General features: G+C 46.4%; 16 protein-coding genes and 1 tRNA gene. 3 read left to right on the forward strand and 14 right to left on the reverse strand.

Annotation, left to right across the window (positions count from 1 at the left end):
- Positions 1 to 70 precede the first annotated feature (70 nt).
- Complete coding sequence (gene tal, locus ICN21_RS03045; RefSeq protein WP_216176612.1) at positions 71 to 1048, forward strand: transaldolase; 978 nt, start codon at positions 71 to 73, stop codon at positions 1046 to 1048.
- A 31-nt stretch (positions 1049 to 1079) separates the two neighbouring features.
- On the opposite strand, the gene ICN21_RS03050 is transcribed toward tal, so the two are convergent.
- The 3 genes from ICN21_RS03050 to rnr are packed head-to-tail and all read right to left on the reverse strand — an operon-like array spanning position 1080 to position 4472.
- Complete coding sequence (locus ICN21_RS03050) at positions 1080 to 1265, reverse strand: DUF2892 domain-containing protein (RefSeq protein WP_215294914.1); 186 nt, start codon at positions 1263 to 1265, stop codon at positions 1080 to 1082.
- A 28-nt stretch (positions 1266 to 1293) separates the two neighbouring features.
- Positions 1294 to 2061, reverse strand: coding sequence for a 23S rRNA (guanosine(2251)-2'-O)-methyltransferase RlmB (gene rlmB, locus ICN21_RS03055; protein ID WP_216176613.1), 768 nt, complete (start codon positions 2059 to 2061; stop codon positions 1294 to 1296).
- 26 nt (positions 2062 to 2087) lie between these two features.
- Positions 2088 to 4472, reverse strand: coding sequence for a ribonuclease R (gene rnr, locus ICN21_RS03060; RefSeq protein WP_216176614.1), 2385 nt, complete (start codon positions 4470 to 4472; stop codon positions 2088 to 2090).
- A 157-nt stretch (positions 4473 to 4629) separates the two neighbouring features.
- Between rnr and ICN21_RS03065 the strand changes: the two genes are divergently transcribed.
- Positions 4630 to 4716, forward strand: a tRNA-Leu gene (locus ICN21_RS03065).
- Between the two features lie 62 nt (positions 4717 to 4778).
- Here the strand turns inward: ICN21_RS03065 and ICN21_RS03070 are convergent.
- Genes ICN21_RS03070 through ICN21_RS03080 form a run of 3 tightly spaced genes read right to left on the reverse strand, consistent with a single transcriptional unit; the run spans position 4779 to position 7273 of the window.
- Positions 4779 to 5276 carry a hypothetical protein gene (locus ICN21_RS03070; RefSeq protein ID WP_216176615.1) on the reverse strand — a complete coding sequence of 166 codons (498 nt, stop codon included), beginning with the start codon at positions 5274 to 5276 and terminating at the stop codon, positions 4779 to 4781.
- 38 nt (positions 5277 to 5314) lie between these two features.
- Positions 5315 to 5998, reverse strand: coding sequence for a dienelactone hydrolase family protein (locus ICN21_RS03075; protein WP_216176617.1), 684 nt, complete (start codon positions 5996 to 5998; stop codon positions 5315 to 5317).
- A 36-nt stretch (positions 5999 to 6034) separates the two neighbouring features.
- Positions 6035 to 7273 (reverse strand): MFS transporter, encoded by a 1239-nt coding sequence (locus ICN21_RS03080; protein ID WP_216176619.1) that lies wholly within the window; start codon positions 7271 to 7273, stop codon positions 6035 to 6037.
- A gap of 79 nt (positions 7274 to 7352) precedes the next feature.
- On the opposite strand from ICN21_RS03080, the gene ICN21_RS03085 reads away from it, so the two are divergent.
- The gene (locus ICN21_RS03085; protein ID WP_216176621.1) at positions 7353 to 7868 is read left to right on the forward strand and encodes a hypothetical protein; all 516 of its coding nucleotides are present in this window, start codon (positions 7353 to 7355) and stop codon (positions 7866 to 7868) included.
- On the opposite strand, the gene ICN21_RS03090 is transcribed toward ICN21_RS03085, so the two are convergent.
- The 8 genes from ICN21_RS03090 to hfq form a co-directional block, all read right to left on the reverse strand.
- A complete protein-coding gene (locus ICN21_RS03090) occupies positions 7855 to 8358 on the reverse strand; it encodes a hypothetical protein (protein ID WP_216176623.1) in 504 nt (167 codons plus the stop codon). The two genes, ICN21_RS03085 and ICN21_RS03090, sit on opposite strands and share 14 nt — an antisense overlap.
- Positions 8359 to 8435: 77 nt before the next feature.
- Positions 8436 to 10652, reverse strand: a complete 2217-nt coding sequence (locus ICN21_RS03095) for a malate synthase G (RefSeq protein WP_216176625.1) — start codon at positions 10650 to 10652, stop codon at positions 8436 to 8438.
- Between the two features lie 101 nt (positions 10653 to 10753).
- Complete coding sequence (locus ICN21_RS03100) at positions 10754 to 12094, reverse strand: adenylosuccinate synthase (protein ID WP_215294925.1); 1341 nt, start codon at positions 12092 to 12094, stop codon at positions 10754 to 10756.
- Between the two features lie 72 nt (positions 12095 to 12166).
- Positions 12167 to 13327, reverse strand: a complete 1161-nt coding sequence (locus ICN21_RS03105) for an ATP phosphoribosyltransferase regulatory subunit (protein WP_216176627.1) — start codon at positions 13325 to 13327, stop codon at positions 12167 to 12169.
- 20 nt (positions 13328 to 13347) lie between these two features.
- Positions 13348 to 14217 carry a protease modulator HflC gene (gene hflC, locus ICN21_RS03110; protein WP_215294929.1) on the reverse strand — a complete coding sequence of 290 codons (870 nt, stop codon included), beginning with the start codon at positions 14215 to 14217 and terminating at the stop codon, positions 13348 to 13350.
- Complete coding sequence (gene hflK / locus ICN21_RS03115) at positions 14217 to 15716, reverse strand: FtsH protease activity modulator HflK (protein WP_216176629.1); 1500 nt, start codon at positions 15714 to 15716, stop codon at positions 14217 to 14219. Before hflK ends, hflC begins: the two co-directional genes overlap by 1 nt.
- Positions 15706 to 16947, reverse strand: a complete 1242-nt coding sequence (hflX, locus tag ICN21_RS03120) for a GTPase HflX (protein ID WP_255534188.1) — start codon at positions 16945 to 16947, stop codon at positions 15706 to 15708. Before hflX ends, hflK begins: the two co-directional genes overlap by 11 nt.
- Positions 16940 to 17191 carry an RNA chaperone Hfq gene (hfq, locus tag ICN21_RS03125; protein ID WP_215294932.1) on the reverse strand — a complete coding sequence of 84 codons (252 nt, stop codon included), beginning with the start codon at positions 17189 to 17191 and terminating at the stop codon, positions 16940 to 16942. The genes hflX and hfq overlap by 8 nt, the downstream gene beginning before the upstream one ends.
- Positions 17192 to 17240: the final 49 nt, after the last annotated feature.

The raw sequence follows: 17240 nt of genomic DNA on the forward strand, positions 1-17240 counted from the left end.
TAATCCATCTATCATATGATATTCACAAGAAACGAACCAAAGCAGACCCCTTAAATAGAGCCATCCAGCCATGAATAGCGCCTCTTCCGCTCCCAGCCAACTCGAGCAACTCAAAAAATTCACTACTGTCGTGGCCGATACGGGCGATTTTGAGCGTATGCAAGTGTTTCAACCTCAAGATGCCACTACTAACCCCTCCCTCATTCTGAAGGCAGCCCAGCAAAGTAATTACCAGTCTTTGGTGAGTGCGGTGAAGGCAGCTCACCCAAGCTTAAGCGTTACTGATTTGGTGGATAACATCTTGGTTGCCTTTGGCTTGGAGATTTTAAAAATTGTGCCTGGTCGTGTCTCAACCGAAGTGGATGCGCGTTTATCGTTTGATACCAAGGCCACAGTTGCTAAAGCAAAACACTTAATTGCCCTATATGAATCTCAAGGCATTGATCGCAAGCGCATTCTGATCAAGCTCGCTGGAACTTGGGAGGGTATTGCTGCTGCTAAACAATTAGAGGCAGATGGTATTCATTGCAATATGACTCTACTCTTCTCGCTGATTCAGGCGGCGGCCTGTGGCGCAGCCAATGCAAAACTGATTTCACCGTTTGTTGGTCGAATTACGGATTGGCATAAGGCGAAACTCGGAAGCAATTGGAGTGATACCCACAATGGTGGTGCCAATGATCCCGGTGTGACTTCAGTAAAGCGGATTTTTCATTATTACAAGCACTTTGGTATCCCAACCGAGATTATGGGTGCTAGCTTTCGCAATACCAGTCAAATCCTAGAGCTTGCCGGCTGCGATCTTTTAACGATTAGCCCTGAGTTATTGGCTGAGTTGAGTGCAGGCACCACAATAGTGAGTAAGAAATTGGATGGTGCCAATGCTCACGCTGCATTAAGTGCTGAGAATATAACGCCACTTAAACTAGATGAATCTAGCTTTAGGCTGCAATTGAATAATGATGCGATGGCAACAGAAAAACTTGCAGAAGGTATACGCAATTTCTGTATCGATACCGAAAAGCTGGAAGCACTGCTAGCAAAGTAATTCGCTAGCAGTAGCTTTGCTTATGTTTAATTTACTTCTTAGCCGTATTGATACCGACCAAGGTATAAGCCCCGCAATAACCAAAGATCCCTGTTAGCAAGGGGATGATTCCAATCCAAGCCCACGGGCCAGTGATACCAAAACCTGCTAAACCCATGAGGGTGACGCCAACAGTCATACGCAAAACACGGTCAGTGTGACCAATATTGCATTTCATATAAGCCCCTTTGTTATTGAATAAACAACTATTTGGCAGCTTTGTTATTTAATTTGGCAAGGCGCTGTCTTAATGCCTCATACAAGCATACGCCACTTGCTACCGAAACATTCAAACTGGAGACCACACCCTGCATTGGGATACGGACGAGCTCATCGCAGGTTTCTTTTGTAAGACGGCGCATGCCCTCACCTTCAGCACCCATCACGATAGCAATAGAGCCAGTAAGGTCGATGTCATAGATCGACTTTTGAGCTTCATCATCCGTACCAATCAACCAAACGCCCGCTTCCTGCATCTCTTTCATGCTGCGAACCAGGTTAGTGACAGTAATCACTGGCATGACTTCAGAGGCACCGCTTGATACCTTGCTCACGGTAGCATTTATCGAAGCCGAACGATCTTTCGGAATGACTACCGCATCTACCCCTGCACCATCAGTAACACGTAAACAGGCGCCAAAGTTATGGGGATCTGTCACGCCATCGAGCACTAAAAACAATGGTTTAGCTTGAGCGCCCTCGACATCTTCAATCACTTCGGTAATGGTACGCGCTATGGTCATTTTTTCAGCTAAAGCAACCACACCCTGATGACGGTCGTGGCCAGTCAACTTTTGAAGACGCTCAGCATCTGCTGCATGCAATCGTTCGCCCAAGATCTCCTCAGCTTGCTTCAGAAAATCTCCCATGCGTCGGTCGCGACGACTAGGATCGAAGTACACCGACTTTAGGCTATCGGGGTCAACACGCAAACGCGCTTGCACCGCATGAAATCCCACTAATATTTGTTTCATCTCTGTGCTTGTTCTTTATATGCTGATTATTTACGTCTGGCCTTGGTATTACGTACTGGCGGTTTTGTGCCTGCAGGCTTGCCGACTGATCTACCGGGTTTACTTGCCTTACCGTTTTTACGACTCGCTTTACTTTTGGACTGCGTTGCGCCCAAGGTACCAGCGGATTTTGCAGCATTAACGTTGATCCCACTGGGCTTTTGAGGCGCTTTATGAGCAGGTCTACTCTTATTAGGTGCCGCCTTTTTATTAGGCCGACCAGTATCAGCAGCCAATAATAATTGACGGCGATTAGAAGATCCACCACTTTCAGCACCGGAGCTCTTAACGAGACTGAATTCAATCTTGCGAGCATCTAAGTCAACACGGCTCACCAATACATGTAAACGATCACCTAAGCGATAACGAATGCCAGTCCGTTCACCACGCAATTCTTGACGGGCTTCATCGTATTGGAAGTAATCGCCACCCAGTTCAGTAACGTGAACCATACCTTCAACGAAAAGATTCTCCAGCTGAATAAATAATCCAAAGTTAGCAACCCCCGTTACGGTACCTGCATACTCTTGACCAAGATGATCCCGCATGTAATAACACTTGAGCCATGCCTCGACGTCACGCGAGGCTTCATCAGCGCGGCGCTCATTAGAGGAGCAGTGAACCCCTAGCTGACCCCAAATTGGTAATGCTGCGTTAGCCCCTTTTGGCGCTCTAGCGCCTCTCGCTGCAATTTCTTTCGCATCGCTTTGGGATTTTTTGGCATTGACTGCATTCTCTCTTCCCTTACCCTTACGCGGTAAGGTCAAATTGAGTGGTACTTTTGGAGGCAATACAGGCGTGTATGGCTTCTTCTGCAAAATTGACTTAATAACTCGATGGGTCAATAAGTCTGGGTAGCGACGAATCGGGCTGGTGAAGTGCGAGTAGGCTGGATATGCCAAACCAAAGTGGCCTTCGTTATCTGGTTGATACATTGCTTGTTGCATTGATCGCAATACAACTGACTGCAGCATATTGGCATCAGGTCGATCTTTAATCTCCCGCATCAACTTTGCGTAATCACGAGGTTTTGGTTTTTCACCACCATCCAAAGATAGCCCTGAGGTTCTTAGTACCTGACGCAAGGTCATCAACTTCTCTTCAGAAGGCTCGCCGTGAACACGGTATAAGCTGAGATGTTTATTTTTATCAATGAAGTCTGCGGCACACACGTTGGCAGTCAACATACACTCTTCGATTAATCGATGAGCATCATTACGCAGACGCGGCTCGATTCGCAAAATCTTACCAAGCTCATTGCTAATGATTTGCGTTTCCGTAGTTTCAAATTCGATTGCGCCACGCTTCTCACGGGCTGATAACAGAATCTTAAATAAAGAGTAGAGATTGCTTAAGAGCGGACGGAACTGGGTAAAGCGTGCTGCTTCCGGACCTTTGCTATTAGACAGAATTTCCCAAACAATGTCATAGGTAAAACGTTGCGCAGAATGCATGACTGCTGGGTAAAACTGGTAGGCCAATACAATGCCATTGTTATCCACTACCGAGTCGCACACCATACAGAGACGATCAACATTGGGGTTGAGTGAGCAAAGACCATTTGAGATCTTCTCTGGCAACATCGGAATGACCCGTCTTGGAAAGTACACAGAGGTTGCCCGCAGCAAGCCTTCGTCATCCAAAGGATGTCCCGGTTTAACGTAATGCGAAACGTCAGCAATCGCGACGATGAGACGCCAAGCTTTAGTCTTTCCATACATGACTGGCTCACAATAGACAGCATCGTCAAAGTCTCTGGCATCAGCACCATCAATGGTGACTAATGGCACATCACGTAAGTCGACGCGACCTTCTAAATCTTCTTGCTGAACTGCATCAGGTAATGCAGCGGCTTCTTTCATGGCAGCGGCGGAGAACTCGTGGGGTACACCGTACTTACGCACCGCAATTTCGATTTCCATACCAGGATCATCAATCTCACCTAGAACCTCAACAACCCGCCCTACTGCCTGACGATAGCTATCTGGATAATCAATAATTTCAACACTAACGACTTGGCCTAACTTGGCCTGTCCTTGACCCTTGGGTGGAATCAGAATGTCATGACCGATACGCTTATCTTCAGGCGCAACAATCAAAACTCCATTTTCATTTAAGAGACGGCCGATTACGACCTTATTGGCATGCAGAACGACTTCAACAATCTGTCCTTCAGGGCGACCACGACGATCCGTTCCCAATACTCTGACATTGACTCTATCGCCGTGCATGACACGGGACATCTCTCTTTCGGAGAGGAAAATATCTTCACCACCATCATCGGGAATAACAAATCCAAATCCATCTCGATGCCCTTGAACTGTCCCTAAACGATCAGCCTCGCGGGGCACCAAGTCTTTTGCTTTACGCATTTAATTCCTTCGGCAATACATGCCCTATCTATATATCTACTGATATCTATTTTTGTTATGAATAAGGCTACTGTATCAAACCATCAAGTCTGAAGGGAAAAAGCCAAAATGGGGTTGAAATAGCCCAAAAACACCCATCCCTCTATAATAGAGGCATGCCCAGGTGGCGAAATTGGTAGACGCACCAGCTTCAGGTGCTGGCGATCGTAAGGTTGTGGGGGTTCGAGTCCCTTCCTGGGCACCAAACACTCCTACTAGTCCTGATAACTCCTATATGGGGACGAATCAGCCTAAATTCAATAGCGCTTAGATTCCCATGTTTCTATGGAGAATCTTCCCCTTCATTTCTTCCCAAAGACTTTCAAAATCGTCTGTTTTTTCCTCGGAGAGTTTTACAGGATCGTAGAGCTGGCCAAAGACAATGGATTTCCTTTTCACCAGGCTCTTCTCAAACTCTGTCAAACCAATAGGCTTATCTTCCATGTCGCGGGTGAGTTCTGCAGAGCAAACAATCGCCTCTTCATCATCCTTATCCACTACGGCAAATTCGATGAATTGCTGGGTCTTATCCACGATGACTAAGGTACCGCGAGCATAAGTCACTGCATCATGTTGCTGAACAATATATGCCAGGAATTGATCTTCCTCTGCTCTTTCCATTTGTAGGTCGTCGATGAAGAATAGATATTGATCACCATCGCCATTGACTAAGGTAAAGACTTTAGGCGTAACGCCATGACCTAAAACTAGGTTACGGTAATAAGTGGAGACTTCTACTGCCAGGTTTTCTGAAAAGAGGTGCATGACAAATTCATTAAAGTTTTTAAATTAAGGTTTTTCAATTAAGCCAAGTTCTTTTTTAAGAATGCCATGGTTCTTTCCCAAGCTAAGTTTGCTGCAGCCTCGTTATATTGCAATGGTGGCATACCGCGACTATCCGCCTTTGGATTAGCAAAGGCATGCTTAGCATCGTAGCGATAGAACTCATGCTGGATCTTCGCCTCAGTTAACTTTGTATCTAGTTGATCAACGCCCGAGATGACAAAGAAATCATCATGGCTAGCCCAGTGCGCCATCATTGGCTTTGTGATCGCTTTGGCATCTACATATTCCAGCGGAGGGTAGCCATACCAGACCACCGTGCCATCAAGCTCAGGAACATGACAGGCGGATAGTACGGTTAATGCACCGCCCATACAAAATCCAGTGACTGCCACTTTTTTGCTACCAGTAGCCTTGAGATACTGAACGGCACCACGAATATCTTGACCCGCTGCATCACCAAAGTTCAGATCTCCCATGAGGTGCTCTGCTTCTTTAGCTTCTAGAGCGAGTTTTCCACGATATAAATCAGGCACTAGTGCACGATACCCTGACTTAGCCAAGCGATCGGCTACAGCCTTCACCTCACTATCAAGCCCCCACCACTCCTGAATAACGACCACCCCTGGAGTATGAGATTGATCTGTTGGCTCTGCCAAGTATCCATTGACTGATTGCCCATCGGGTCTTTTGTATTCGATCATGTGTGCTCCTTAATTTATTTCTGACTATTGGATTCATTAGGCGTTCTTCGTTTTGGTATCCGAATGAATATATCCTACCAGCCAGAACGTGAGCAAGCCACAGACTACCGCCCCATATCCAACCAGGTTGTAGTGCTCCATCTTACCGTCTGCCGTGATGGTTACCACTACTCCAGCCAGTACTGAGGCAATACCTGAGGCAAGCATCTGAACCGAACCTACCAGGCTCATAAAAGTCCCCCGAATCTTGGGCTCGACTAACTGACTCACCATTGCCATGGCCGGAATCATGCGACCAGAGATGAGGATAAAGAAAGATGTGGAATTAATTAACACCACCCATAAAGGGACGGGGACTAAATTGGTCGTCACGATCAGCGGTATCAAACTGACTATTGCCAGGATTCTGAATACGCGTACTTTGCCATACTTATCTGCCATATGGCCAATCAAGCGGGAGCTCATTAAGGTTGCCACCCCACCGCATAAATAGATCAGAGAAATATAGGACTCAGCAACACCCACATTGGCAGTGAGATATAGCGCGATATACGGAATCACTGAGAATCCCGTCAACATGATTAGGCCCATGAACACAAAAGCACGCAAGTGGTGATGGGCAATCAAGATGTCATAGATTTGTCTAAAACGACTTCCCTCATGAACATGATGAAGATGCCCAGAAATCTTGGGAATATTACGATAACCAATATACAAAACGAGAGTGGAAATCAAACCAATAAACATAAATGGCGCACGCCAACCTAAAGAGTCGATGTGATTGGCTAAAAATAAACTCAAGGGAACGCCGGCAACGGTCGAGACCGAAAATGCTGCCATCACCGTACCCAAGGCTTTACCACGACGTTCAAACGGAATAGAGTCAGCCACGATAGTTTGAACAAGTGAACCCAAGATCCCACCGAAGGCCCCTGCACATGCACGTGCAATAAATAGTAAATGGTAGTTCGGTGCAAAACCACAGGCTATTGTTGCAATGATGAAGCAAATATATAAACGTAGGAGTAACTGCCGTCTCTCAAAGCGGTCGACATAGTAAGTTGCAAATATTCCCGCAATTGCTGCCGCAAAATTATAGGAAGACAACAATAAGCCAAACTGATGAGTATTGATTGAAAACGCTTTAATGAACTGAGGCCCTAAAGGCATCATGATCATAAAATCCAAGATATGCGTGAACTGAATTCCGGCTAATGCAAAGAGAAAAAAGTGCTCTCGCTTAGGGGATTCAAAAAGATTAGATGGCTGGTTCAAGGTCTGCTTTACACGCGCTGGTCAATATGCCATTATCCCCCTTGAATCCCAATTCTGCCGACCCCTTACCTACTAGATCATGACTACATTTGCCGAACCAGTTCTACAAACAGCCGTACTAGGCATCCCCGTGATACCGCTTATCACGGATGTTTTCTTTGGAGTCTTGGGCCTGATTGCGATTCTGGTCTTTCATGGTAGCTGCATTAATCACATCATCATGCGCTTTGATAGAAGGACCGAAAAGAATCAAAGTCAGGGACAATATAACCGAGTGTTTAGACACTTTTATGCCTCATTTATTTTGATTGCCTGCGTGCACATTTGTGAAATTGTGATTTGGTCTGTTTACTTAATTGCGCTCAATTTGATTCCGAATGGAATCGAGGCTTTGATATTTGCAGGTAGTTGCTATACCACCGTAGGATTTGCAGCTGATTCCTTGTCTGCAGGTTGGAAAAGTTTGGCTTTCTTTATTGCATTTTCCGGTCTCTTTTCAATCGCCTGGACCACCTCGGTCATGATCGGCATGACTGATGCCTACAAAAAAGCCTGGGGACAAAAGTACAGCCGGAGTCGCATTAAATCTTCTTGATGTAATACCCATATACACAACGATTGCCACCTCTAGATGGGTTATGAGTATCGAAAATCACGCCATTAATCACAGTCGTGAGGTGCTTGGAGACCTTAACGATCAAAGTGCCTAATGGTAGCTCTTCGGGCCTGAGGTGAACCTGGCAACCAGCTCCTACTTTCATGGTGGGAACCCATTCAAAGCCATGACTCAAAATGTAATCATGAAACACATTGCGATGATTACCATTCCGCGGCGATGAACCCCTGCGGACAAGATGTCTTGATAGCTTGTTATCTCGCTCGTTAGCGTATCGCTCATTAGCCTCACCCAGATCTTGATAGACTTGTAGATAAGGAAGATTTGCTGCAATCGCAATCGATCTTACAACGCAGTCGCCAGCGCTACCTTTAAAGCCAGCTTCACCTCTGCCACCATCATGATATTGAAATGGAAAGGCTTGGCTTGAGCGTTTGAGAAGAGAGAAAGGATTTAAGAAACTAAACATACTTATTTATGCAATTGGTAAATAAAAAATGGACTTGCCTTGCGACAAATCCATTTCTTTTTACGGGCAAATGCGAATTACTTCGCTTGCGCCTGCTTCACTTTCAAACGCCATGCATGCAAGAGTGGCTCAGTGTAGCCATTAGGCTGCTCTAGACCTTTGAAGATCAAATCGCTAGCAGCTTTAAAGGCATAAGAGTCTTTGTAGTTTGGCATCATTGGTTTGTACAAAGGGTCGCCTGCATTTTGCATATCAACAATGCTAGCCATGCGCTGCATTGCTTCCTCTACTTCCGCCTTAGTGACGTATTTGTGTAGCAACCAATTGGCAATATGCTGACTAGAAATACGCAAAGTTGCGCGATCTTCCATTAAGCCTACGTTATAAATATCAGGCACCTTAGAGCAACCTACACCTTGGTCAATCCAGCGCACTACATAACCCAAGATACCTTGGCAATTATTATTGAGAGCTTCGCGAATCTCCTCTTTAGTCCAATCAGGATAGAGTGCAATTGGCACAGTCAAGAGATCGTCAGTTAAAGCCTCATACTCAGCTGTAGTATCTTCTTTCTCCATCTCTTCTTGAATCTTGGCCACATTCACTTGGTGATAGTGCATGGCATGCAAAGTGGCAGCGGTAGGCGATGGTACCCAAGCCGTATTGGCTCCGGCTAGAGGATGCGCCCCTTTTTGTTCTACCATCTCCTTCATCAGATCTGGCGCAGGCCACATACCCTTACCAATCTGTGCACGGCCACGTAGACCACAATCCAATCCTGCTAATACGTTACGGCGCTCATACGCTCCGAACCATTTAGCAATCTTCATTCTGCCTTTGCGAACCATGGCACCACCATACATACCGGTATGCATTTCATCACCGGTGCGATCTAAGAACCCAGTATTAATAAACGCAACGCGAGCACCAGCTGCAGCAATAGCAGCTTTAATATTGACGCTCATACGGCGCTCTTCATCCATGATGCCTAATTTGACAGTGTTCTCGGGTAAACCCAGTAATTTCTCAACACGGCCGAAGAGCTCGCTAGCAAACGCTACTTCTTCTGCGCTGTGCATTTTTGGCTTCACAATGTAGACAGAGCCCTTGCGTGTATTGCCAATGGCCTGGGTTGTCGGGCGATTGATGTCATACAAAGCAATTAACACGGTGACAACGGCATCTAAGATACCTTCGTAGATTTCCTTACCTTCGCTAGTAATGATGGCTGGGTTAGTCATCAAGTGACCAACGTTGCGAAGGAATAAGAGTGAGCGACCATGCAGCGACACAATGCCATCTTCTGCGTTGGTTGCGCCTATGCCTGCTTTATATTGACGATCTGGATTCAGTTTACGGGTAAATGTTTTACCACCCTTACTGACTTCTTCAACCAAGGTGCCTTTGAGAATACCCAACCAGTTCTCATAGGCAAGTACTTTGTCATCGCCATCAACTACGGCTACTGAGTCTTCTAAGTCCAAAATGGTTGAGAGTGCTGCCTCGAGCACCACATCATTGACTCCGGCTGGATCAGCAGCACCAATAGTTTTAGTCCTGTCGATTTCGATATCAATATGAATACCATGATTGCGCAACAAAATGGATGATGGTGCAGAAGCATCGCCCTGATAGCCCACGAACTGTTTTTCATCAACCAAGCTAGTAGTGCTACCGTCTTTTAATTTAACGGACAGTTTTTTATCTACAACGCTATAGGCTACTACATCGCGATATAAAGCCCCAGCCAAAGGAGCGGATTCATCTAAAAACTGACGGGCAAAGGCAACTACCTTTGCACCTCGAATCGGGTTGTAAGCACCATCCTTAGTGGCACCTTCTGCTTCAGAGATCACGTCTGTGCCATATAAAGCATCATACAAAGATCCCCAACGGGCATTAGCAGCATTCAAGGCATAGCGCGCATTGAGAACTGGAACAACAAGCTGAGGGCCAGCTTGGAGAGCTAGCTCATCATCCACATTCTGAGTGGTAGCCTTAATCGTGGCAGGAACATCCTCGATATAACCAATTTCTTTTAAATATTTGCGATACGCAGGCATATCTTTAATTGGGCCTGGATTGGCTTTGTGCCATTTATCTAGATCAAGCTGTAAACGATCGCGCTTTGCCAGTAAAGCTTCATTTTTTGGAGTTAAGTCTGTAACGATTTCATCAAAACCCTTCCAAAAATCAGCACTCCTAATGCCAGTTCCAGGAAGCACTTTGTCTTCAATAAAACGATACAAGGGGGTTGCTACTTGAAGGCCATTACAGGTAGTACGCGCAGTCATGTGATTCATTTCTTATGCAAAAGTTAAAATTAGGTTTACTCAGTTTCTTACTTCGTTTTTTACTTCGTTTTTTACTTCCTTACTGAATCAAATATTTTCCATCAATCCTGAAAGGGATGTTGGAGAAGAATGGTTTCATCACGCTCTGGTCCTGTAGAAACCATTGCGATTGGCTTACCAGCCACTTCTTCAATACGGCGCAGGAAATTTTGCGCCTCTACAGGTAGCTTATCCCACTCGCGAATCCCAAAAGTGGTGCCTTTCCAGCCTGGGAAATCTTCATAGATTGGCTCACATCGAGCTACTGACTCTGCGCCCCGCGGCAATACATCTAACTTCTTGCCATCGAGCTTGTAGCCCACGCACAAGCGAATGGTTTCGAGGCCATCGAGCACATCCAGCTTGGTAATGCACAGACCTGATAAACCATTGATCTGAATCGAGCGCTTCAAAGCAGCAGCATCTAACCAGCCAGTGCGACGGGGACGACCGGTAACAGAACCAAATTCCTTGCCAACTTCAGCAAGACGAATACCAATAGGATCTTGTCTTGCTGGATTGTCATGATCATAGAGCTCGCTTGGGAATGGGCCCGCACCAACACGCGTGCAATAGGCTTTCGTAATACCCAAGATATATTGAAGTGAATCAGGACCAACACCAGAACCCGCCGCTGCATTGCCCGCTACGCAGTTACTAGAAGTCACATATGGATAAGTACCATGATCGATATCGAGCAAGGTACCTTGCGCACCTTCAAATAAGAGGTTTTGACCCGCTTGCTCAGCAGCATATAAAGCGCTAGAGACATCGACTACCATTGGCTTGATGCGCTCTGCATAAGACATCGCTTCAGCAAGCGTCTTCTCATAGTTGACAGGCTCAGCGCCGTAATAGTTGATAAGCATAAAGTTGTGATACTCCAAGTTCTCACGCAATTGCGCTGCAAACTTTTCCGGATAGAACAAATCTTGTACGCGCAAAGCACGACGTGCTACTTTATCCTCATAAGCCGGGCCAATGCCACGCCCGGTTGTACCGATCTTGGCTTCCCCACGCTTTTTCTCACGGGCATGATCAATTGCTACGTGGTACGGGAGAATCAAAGTAGTGGCTTCGGAGATTTTTAGACGGGATTGGACATCTAAACCGGCATCTTCAAGCTCGCCGATTTCTTTAAAGAGCGCCTCTGGTGACAGCACCACACCATTGCCGATGTAACAGATCACCTCTTTATGCATGATTCCAGAAGGAATCAAACGCAAAATCGTTTTCTTACCACCAATGATTAAGGTATGACCAGCATTGTGACCACCCTGAAAGCGCACAACTGCTCGAGCGTGATCAGTTAACCAATCAACTACCTTACCTTTGCCTTCATCACCCCACTGGGTGCCAATGACAACGACGTTACGACCTTTTGCTTGCTGCTTTGAAGACATATTGAAATCCAAAAAGATAATGACAAATTAGGTTAAGTGATTACTTGATTAATCAATCGATTGCTACTGACTTTAGTTCTTCTTTACTTCCCAAGAGTTACCCTGCTTCACCAATGCTCGATCACATTCATATTCAGCTGCCTCAACGGATTCTCCGGCGAGAACCTGAATCACTACTTCACCACGATTGCGCAATTCAGTAATGGCATTTTCTAAGATCACATCCTGAACCCAAGGTGCAAGGATAGCGAATTTACGAACCTGTAAAGGTGACAAGCTAGCCAATGTGAGTAGATCCAAGGAAAATCCAGTAGCAGGCCGGGAGCGACCAAAGGCCTGACCCACCTGGTCGTAGCGCCCGCCTCTAGCTATCGGTTGTGGCAAGCCATCTACATAAGCTGCAAACATCACACCGCTGTGATATTGATAGCCACGCAGATCGGCTAGATCAATGCTGAGCTCTATACCTACATTAGCATTTGCTGCAGAAACTATCCGCTCTAAGTCTGCTAATGCCTGATCAATAGCAGCATGCTTCGGTAGCACCTGCTTTGCCTGAGCTAGAACTTCAGCGCACGGACCATTTAATTCCGTCAATGCGAGCAAAGCTTCAGCAATCTTGGCAGGTAAACAGGTTGCCCATTGTTGCAAACGAGGACGATCCTTGGTCTGCAAAAGGCCGTATAAAGTTTCAATAGTTTCTTTAGCGAGCTTTTGATCGGCCAAAATACCAGTCAAGATGCCAGCGTGTGACAAATCTAAATACACCTTTTTGAGACCAGCTACTCCCAGGGTCTTGAGTAATAAGGTAATGGCTTCAAAGTCCGCTTCCCAATTGGCGCAGCCATAGATCTCTGCACCCAATTGCAATTGTTCGCGTGATGAGCTACCTACGGGGGTGCGTGCATGCGCAACCGAGCCTGCATAGCAAAGCCGAGTAACACCTACCCGATTTAATAAGTGCGCATCGATACGCGCGACTTGCGGAGTGATATCCGCACGTAAGCCCAAGGTGCGACCTGATAATTGATCAACCAATTTGAAAGTTTGCAAATTGAGATCAGAACCCGTGCCAGTTAAGAGCGAATCCAAGAACTCCAAAATTGGAGGAGCCACTAGTTCATAGCCATAGGATTGATAAAGATCCAAGATGGCACGACGCAAAGACTCTACCTTGCGAGCCTCAGCTGGCAAAACGTCTGCAATATCTTCAGGAAGTAACCAACGATTCATGATCTGAATGATGCGCTTTCTTATTTTTTATGCAGAAACTTGAAGAATTCACCATTCGGCTCCACCACCATCACATCTTTCTTATCCTTGAAAGAGTTACGGTAGGCCTCCAAGCTCTGATAGAACTGCGCAAACTGTGGATCACGACCAAATGCTTCTGCATAGAGTGAGGTAGCCTTAGCGTCTCCCGCCCCTTTGATCTTTTGAGCATCACGATAGGCTTCAGCCAAAATCGTATCGCGTTGACGCTCTGCATTAGCGCGAATTTTGTCAGACTCTGCTGCACCAGTAGAGCGCAACTCATTGGCTACACGCTTACGCTCAGCCTCCATCCGGCGATAGACTGAATCACTAATCTCAGCCAAGAGGTCAACACGTTTTAAGCGGACATCCACAATTTCTACGCCAATATCAGATGCATCAACCGCGACCTTCTTGCGAATACCTTGCATTACTTCTTCACGCTGATCAGAAATCAATTCACGGACTGTGCGCTTGGTGAACTCTTCATTTAATGCGGATCGCACTAGTTGCGTTAAGCGATCTTGCGCCAGGCGCTCATCACCTTTGAAGCTAATGAAGAATTTACGAGGATCAACAATGCGCCACTTCACATAAGAATCTACGAGCAGATTTTTCTTCTCAGCAGTAATGAAGCGCTCTGCCTCTGGATTATCAATTGTCAAAATACGACGGTCGAAGAAACGCACACTCTCAAATGGACCTGGATACTTCACCTGCAGACCCGGTTTCTCAATCACGCGCACGATCTGACCAAAAGAGAACACAACGGCGAACTTGCGTTGATCCACAACAAAGATACTGGAAGACAGTACATAGACGAGCGCAATAAATGCAACCGCAGCGACGATCAGACGATTAGCATTCATTAGCGACTCTCCCGATCACGACTACGCAAACCATCGCGCTTATCCGCTGACCTATCATTACTAGAGCTTGGGCTTACTCCGGGCGCTGCAGTAATTGGCGCAGGATTATTAAGCCCTGTTGCTCCACCCACTGTGACAGAACCGGTTGGGGTACTGGTAGAAGTTGTGTTGCCTTGATTAACAGGAGCGCCAGTAGCTTGCGCAGTCTCTGCGCTGACCTGCGCAACAATCTTATCGAGCGGCAAATACAACAAACTATTGCTCTTGGTCGTATCAACCAAAATCTTAGTCACGTTGTTATACATTTCGCGCATCGTATCGATATACATGCGATCACGAGTCACTTGTGGCGCCTTAGAATATTCCACCAAGATTTGCTTAAAGCGAGTTGCGTCACCCTCTGCAGTAGCTACTACACGAGCCTTATAGCCCTCTGCCTCTTGAATTAAGCGAGCTGCAGTACCCTTAGCGCGCGGGATGATGTCATTGGCATAAGCCTGGCCCTCACTCTTTAAGCGTTCTTGATCTTGACCAGCCTTCACCGCATCGTCAAATGCAGCTTGCACTTGTTCTGGTGGCTGTACGTTTTGTACCGTAACGCTCGTGACATAAATACCTGTCTTATAGCTATCTAAAATCTTTTGAATCGAATTGGCAAGATCAATACCAATCTTCTCGCGCCCTTCGTACAAAACAGTATCCATCTTGCTACGAGCGACAATCTCGCGCACGGCTGTCTCAGCAGCTTGGATGACTGCAGCATCAGGATCACGATTGTTAAATAAATAATCAGTTGGGTCTTTTAAGCGGTATTGCACAGCGAAACGCACATCAATAATGTTTTCATCTTCAGTCAACATCGAAGAGTCTTTTTGATTAGTCGCTTTAATCAATACCGGACGGCCCACTTCAACGGAGCGCACGCCCGAGAGATTGACAGTTTCAGCAGACTGGAGTGGCCATGGGAAATGCCAATTAATACCAGGCTTAGCGGTGTAGTCGTATTTACCAAAACTCAGAACAACTCCCGCCTGACCTTCTTGGATAATGAAAAAACCACTGCATACCCAAAAGAAGAGGAAGATCGCCAGCGCTACTAGCGGACCACTCTTGGAGCTAAAGGGATTTGTGAAATTAAAGTTTGGTCCAGCAGAACCACCACCGTTACCACCACGCTGTGATGGCGGAGGAATATCGCCACTGTTGGGTTTTTTAGCAGAAGCGCCTGAATTCGTACCCGGCTTTTTCTTACCCCCAAAGATACCGGCAATCTTGTCATTGAAATCACGCCACAACTCATCCAAATCTGGTGGACCATCTGGCTTGGTTGGCTGCTTATTTGGCTGACCTGTTGGTGGATTTTGATCAGGCTCTACTTTTGGAGCTTGCTCATTGCCCTGCCCATCTTTGGCATCCTTGGAATCTTTGGATCCGTTGTTGTGGCTATTGCCCCAACCTGGATCATTGACCGAAAAAAGGTCTAAAAATTTACGCATCATTAGAAAAGTAGCTTCGGTTAGGAATCGGATTAAATTCGGATGACTCTGGTCGTTCAGGTAAAGGTGCTAAAAACTCGTCCGGGGCCAGTTGGGTCTTAGCACGGTTGTGTTCACTCCTCATTTTATCAGTCATTTGGGAGCATTCCGCCAAGGCTGACCTCATTAAATCAAGGCCTAAGCCTGTTTGAGCTGAGAGGAAAACTTCGCTCGGAAAACCTTGGTTATCCCGCTCTAAAACCGCCCCGCGGGTGAAGGTTTGGGGCATTAAATCGATCTTATTCATCACCTCAATGCGCGGGATGTCGTCAGCCCCGATTTCTTGTAAAACCGCCTCAACTTCCGCTTTTTGCTCCCTAGCAACTGGGCTGCAGGCGTCAATTACATGCAATATCAGGTCGGCATGGATCGTTTCATCCAAAGTAGCCCTAAAGGCCTCGACCAATTGGTGTGGCAAATCGCGGATAAATCCGACGGTATCTGACACCACAATCGAGCCTACCCCCTCTAAATGGACTCTTCTAGAAGTGGTATCTAAGGTGGCAAAGAGCTGGTCAGCAGCATAAGTGCCCGCCTTGGTCAACGCATTGAACAACGTTGATTTACCAGCATTGGTATATCCCACTAAGGAAACGGAGAACACATCCTGACGATTGCGCGCCCTTCTTTGGGTTCTTTGCTGACGCTGTAGTTTTTCTAATTCATTTTCAAGGCGCTTGGCTTTGGTCGCCAACATCCGGCGGTCTAACTCCATCTGGGTTTCACCCGGTCCACCGCGGACACCAATACCACCCCGCTGACGTTCTAAATGACTCCAAGCGCGCACGAGGCGAGACATGCGATAACGCACTTGCGCTAATTCGACTTGGGTCTTACCGATGTGGCTTTGCGCGCGTTGACTAAAGATATCCAAAATCAAACCTGTGCGATCCATCACATGACGACCAATATGACGCTCTAAGTTCCGCTGCTGCGTCGGGGATAAAGGATGATTGAAGATAGCTAATTCAGCGTCATGCTCTTCCATCACCCGCTTTAACTCATTCGCCTTTCCAGAACCGATGAATAAAGCGGGATCGGTTCTACCCTTTCGCGCAATGACGCTCGCTGCGGGAATAGAACCAGCGCTATCAGCCAAGAGGCTGAGTTCAGCCATACTGTCTGCAAAATCTTCGCGTCCGGTATCTACACCAACCAGAACGGCGCGTGCCGCATCTACACCAGTTTTATACAGAGCTAGCTTCTTCTACACGGAAATCAATCGCACGAGCAGGAACGATCGTGGAGATTGCATGTTTGTAAACCATCTGCGTTACGGTATTGCGCAGAAGTACAACGTATTGATCGAATGACTCGATATTGCCTTGCAATTTAATGCCATTCACGAGGTAAATTGAAACAGGAATGTGCTCTTTACGTAGTGCATTTAAAAACGGATCCTGCAGTAATTGGATTTTGTTGGGGTTGTTATTACTCATACTGCTCCTTATTTATTTTTGACTTGCTTTATTTTGGGAGTCTTGCTTT

It is taken from the genome of Polynucleobacter sp. AP-Feld-500C-C5, from assembly GCF_018882265.1.
Classification (GTDB): Bacteria; Pseudomonadota; Gammaproteobacteria; order Burkholderiales; family Burkholderiaceae; genus Polynucleobacter.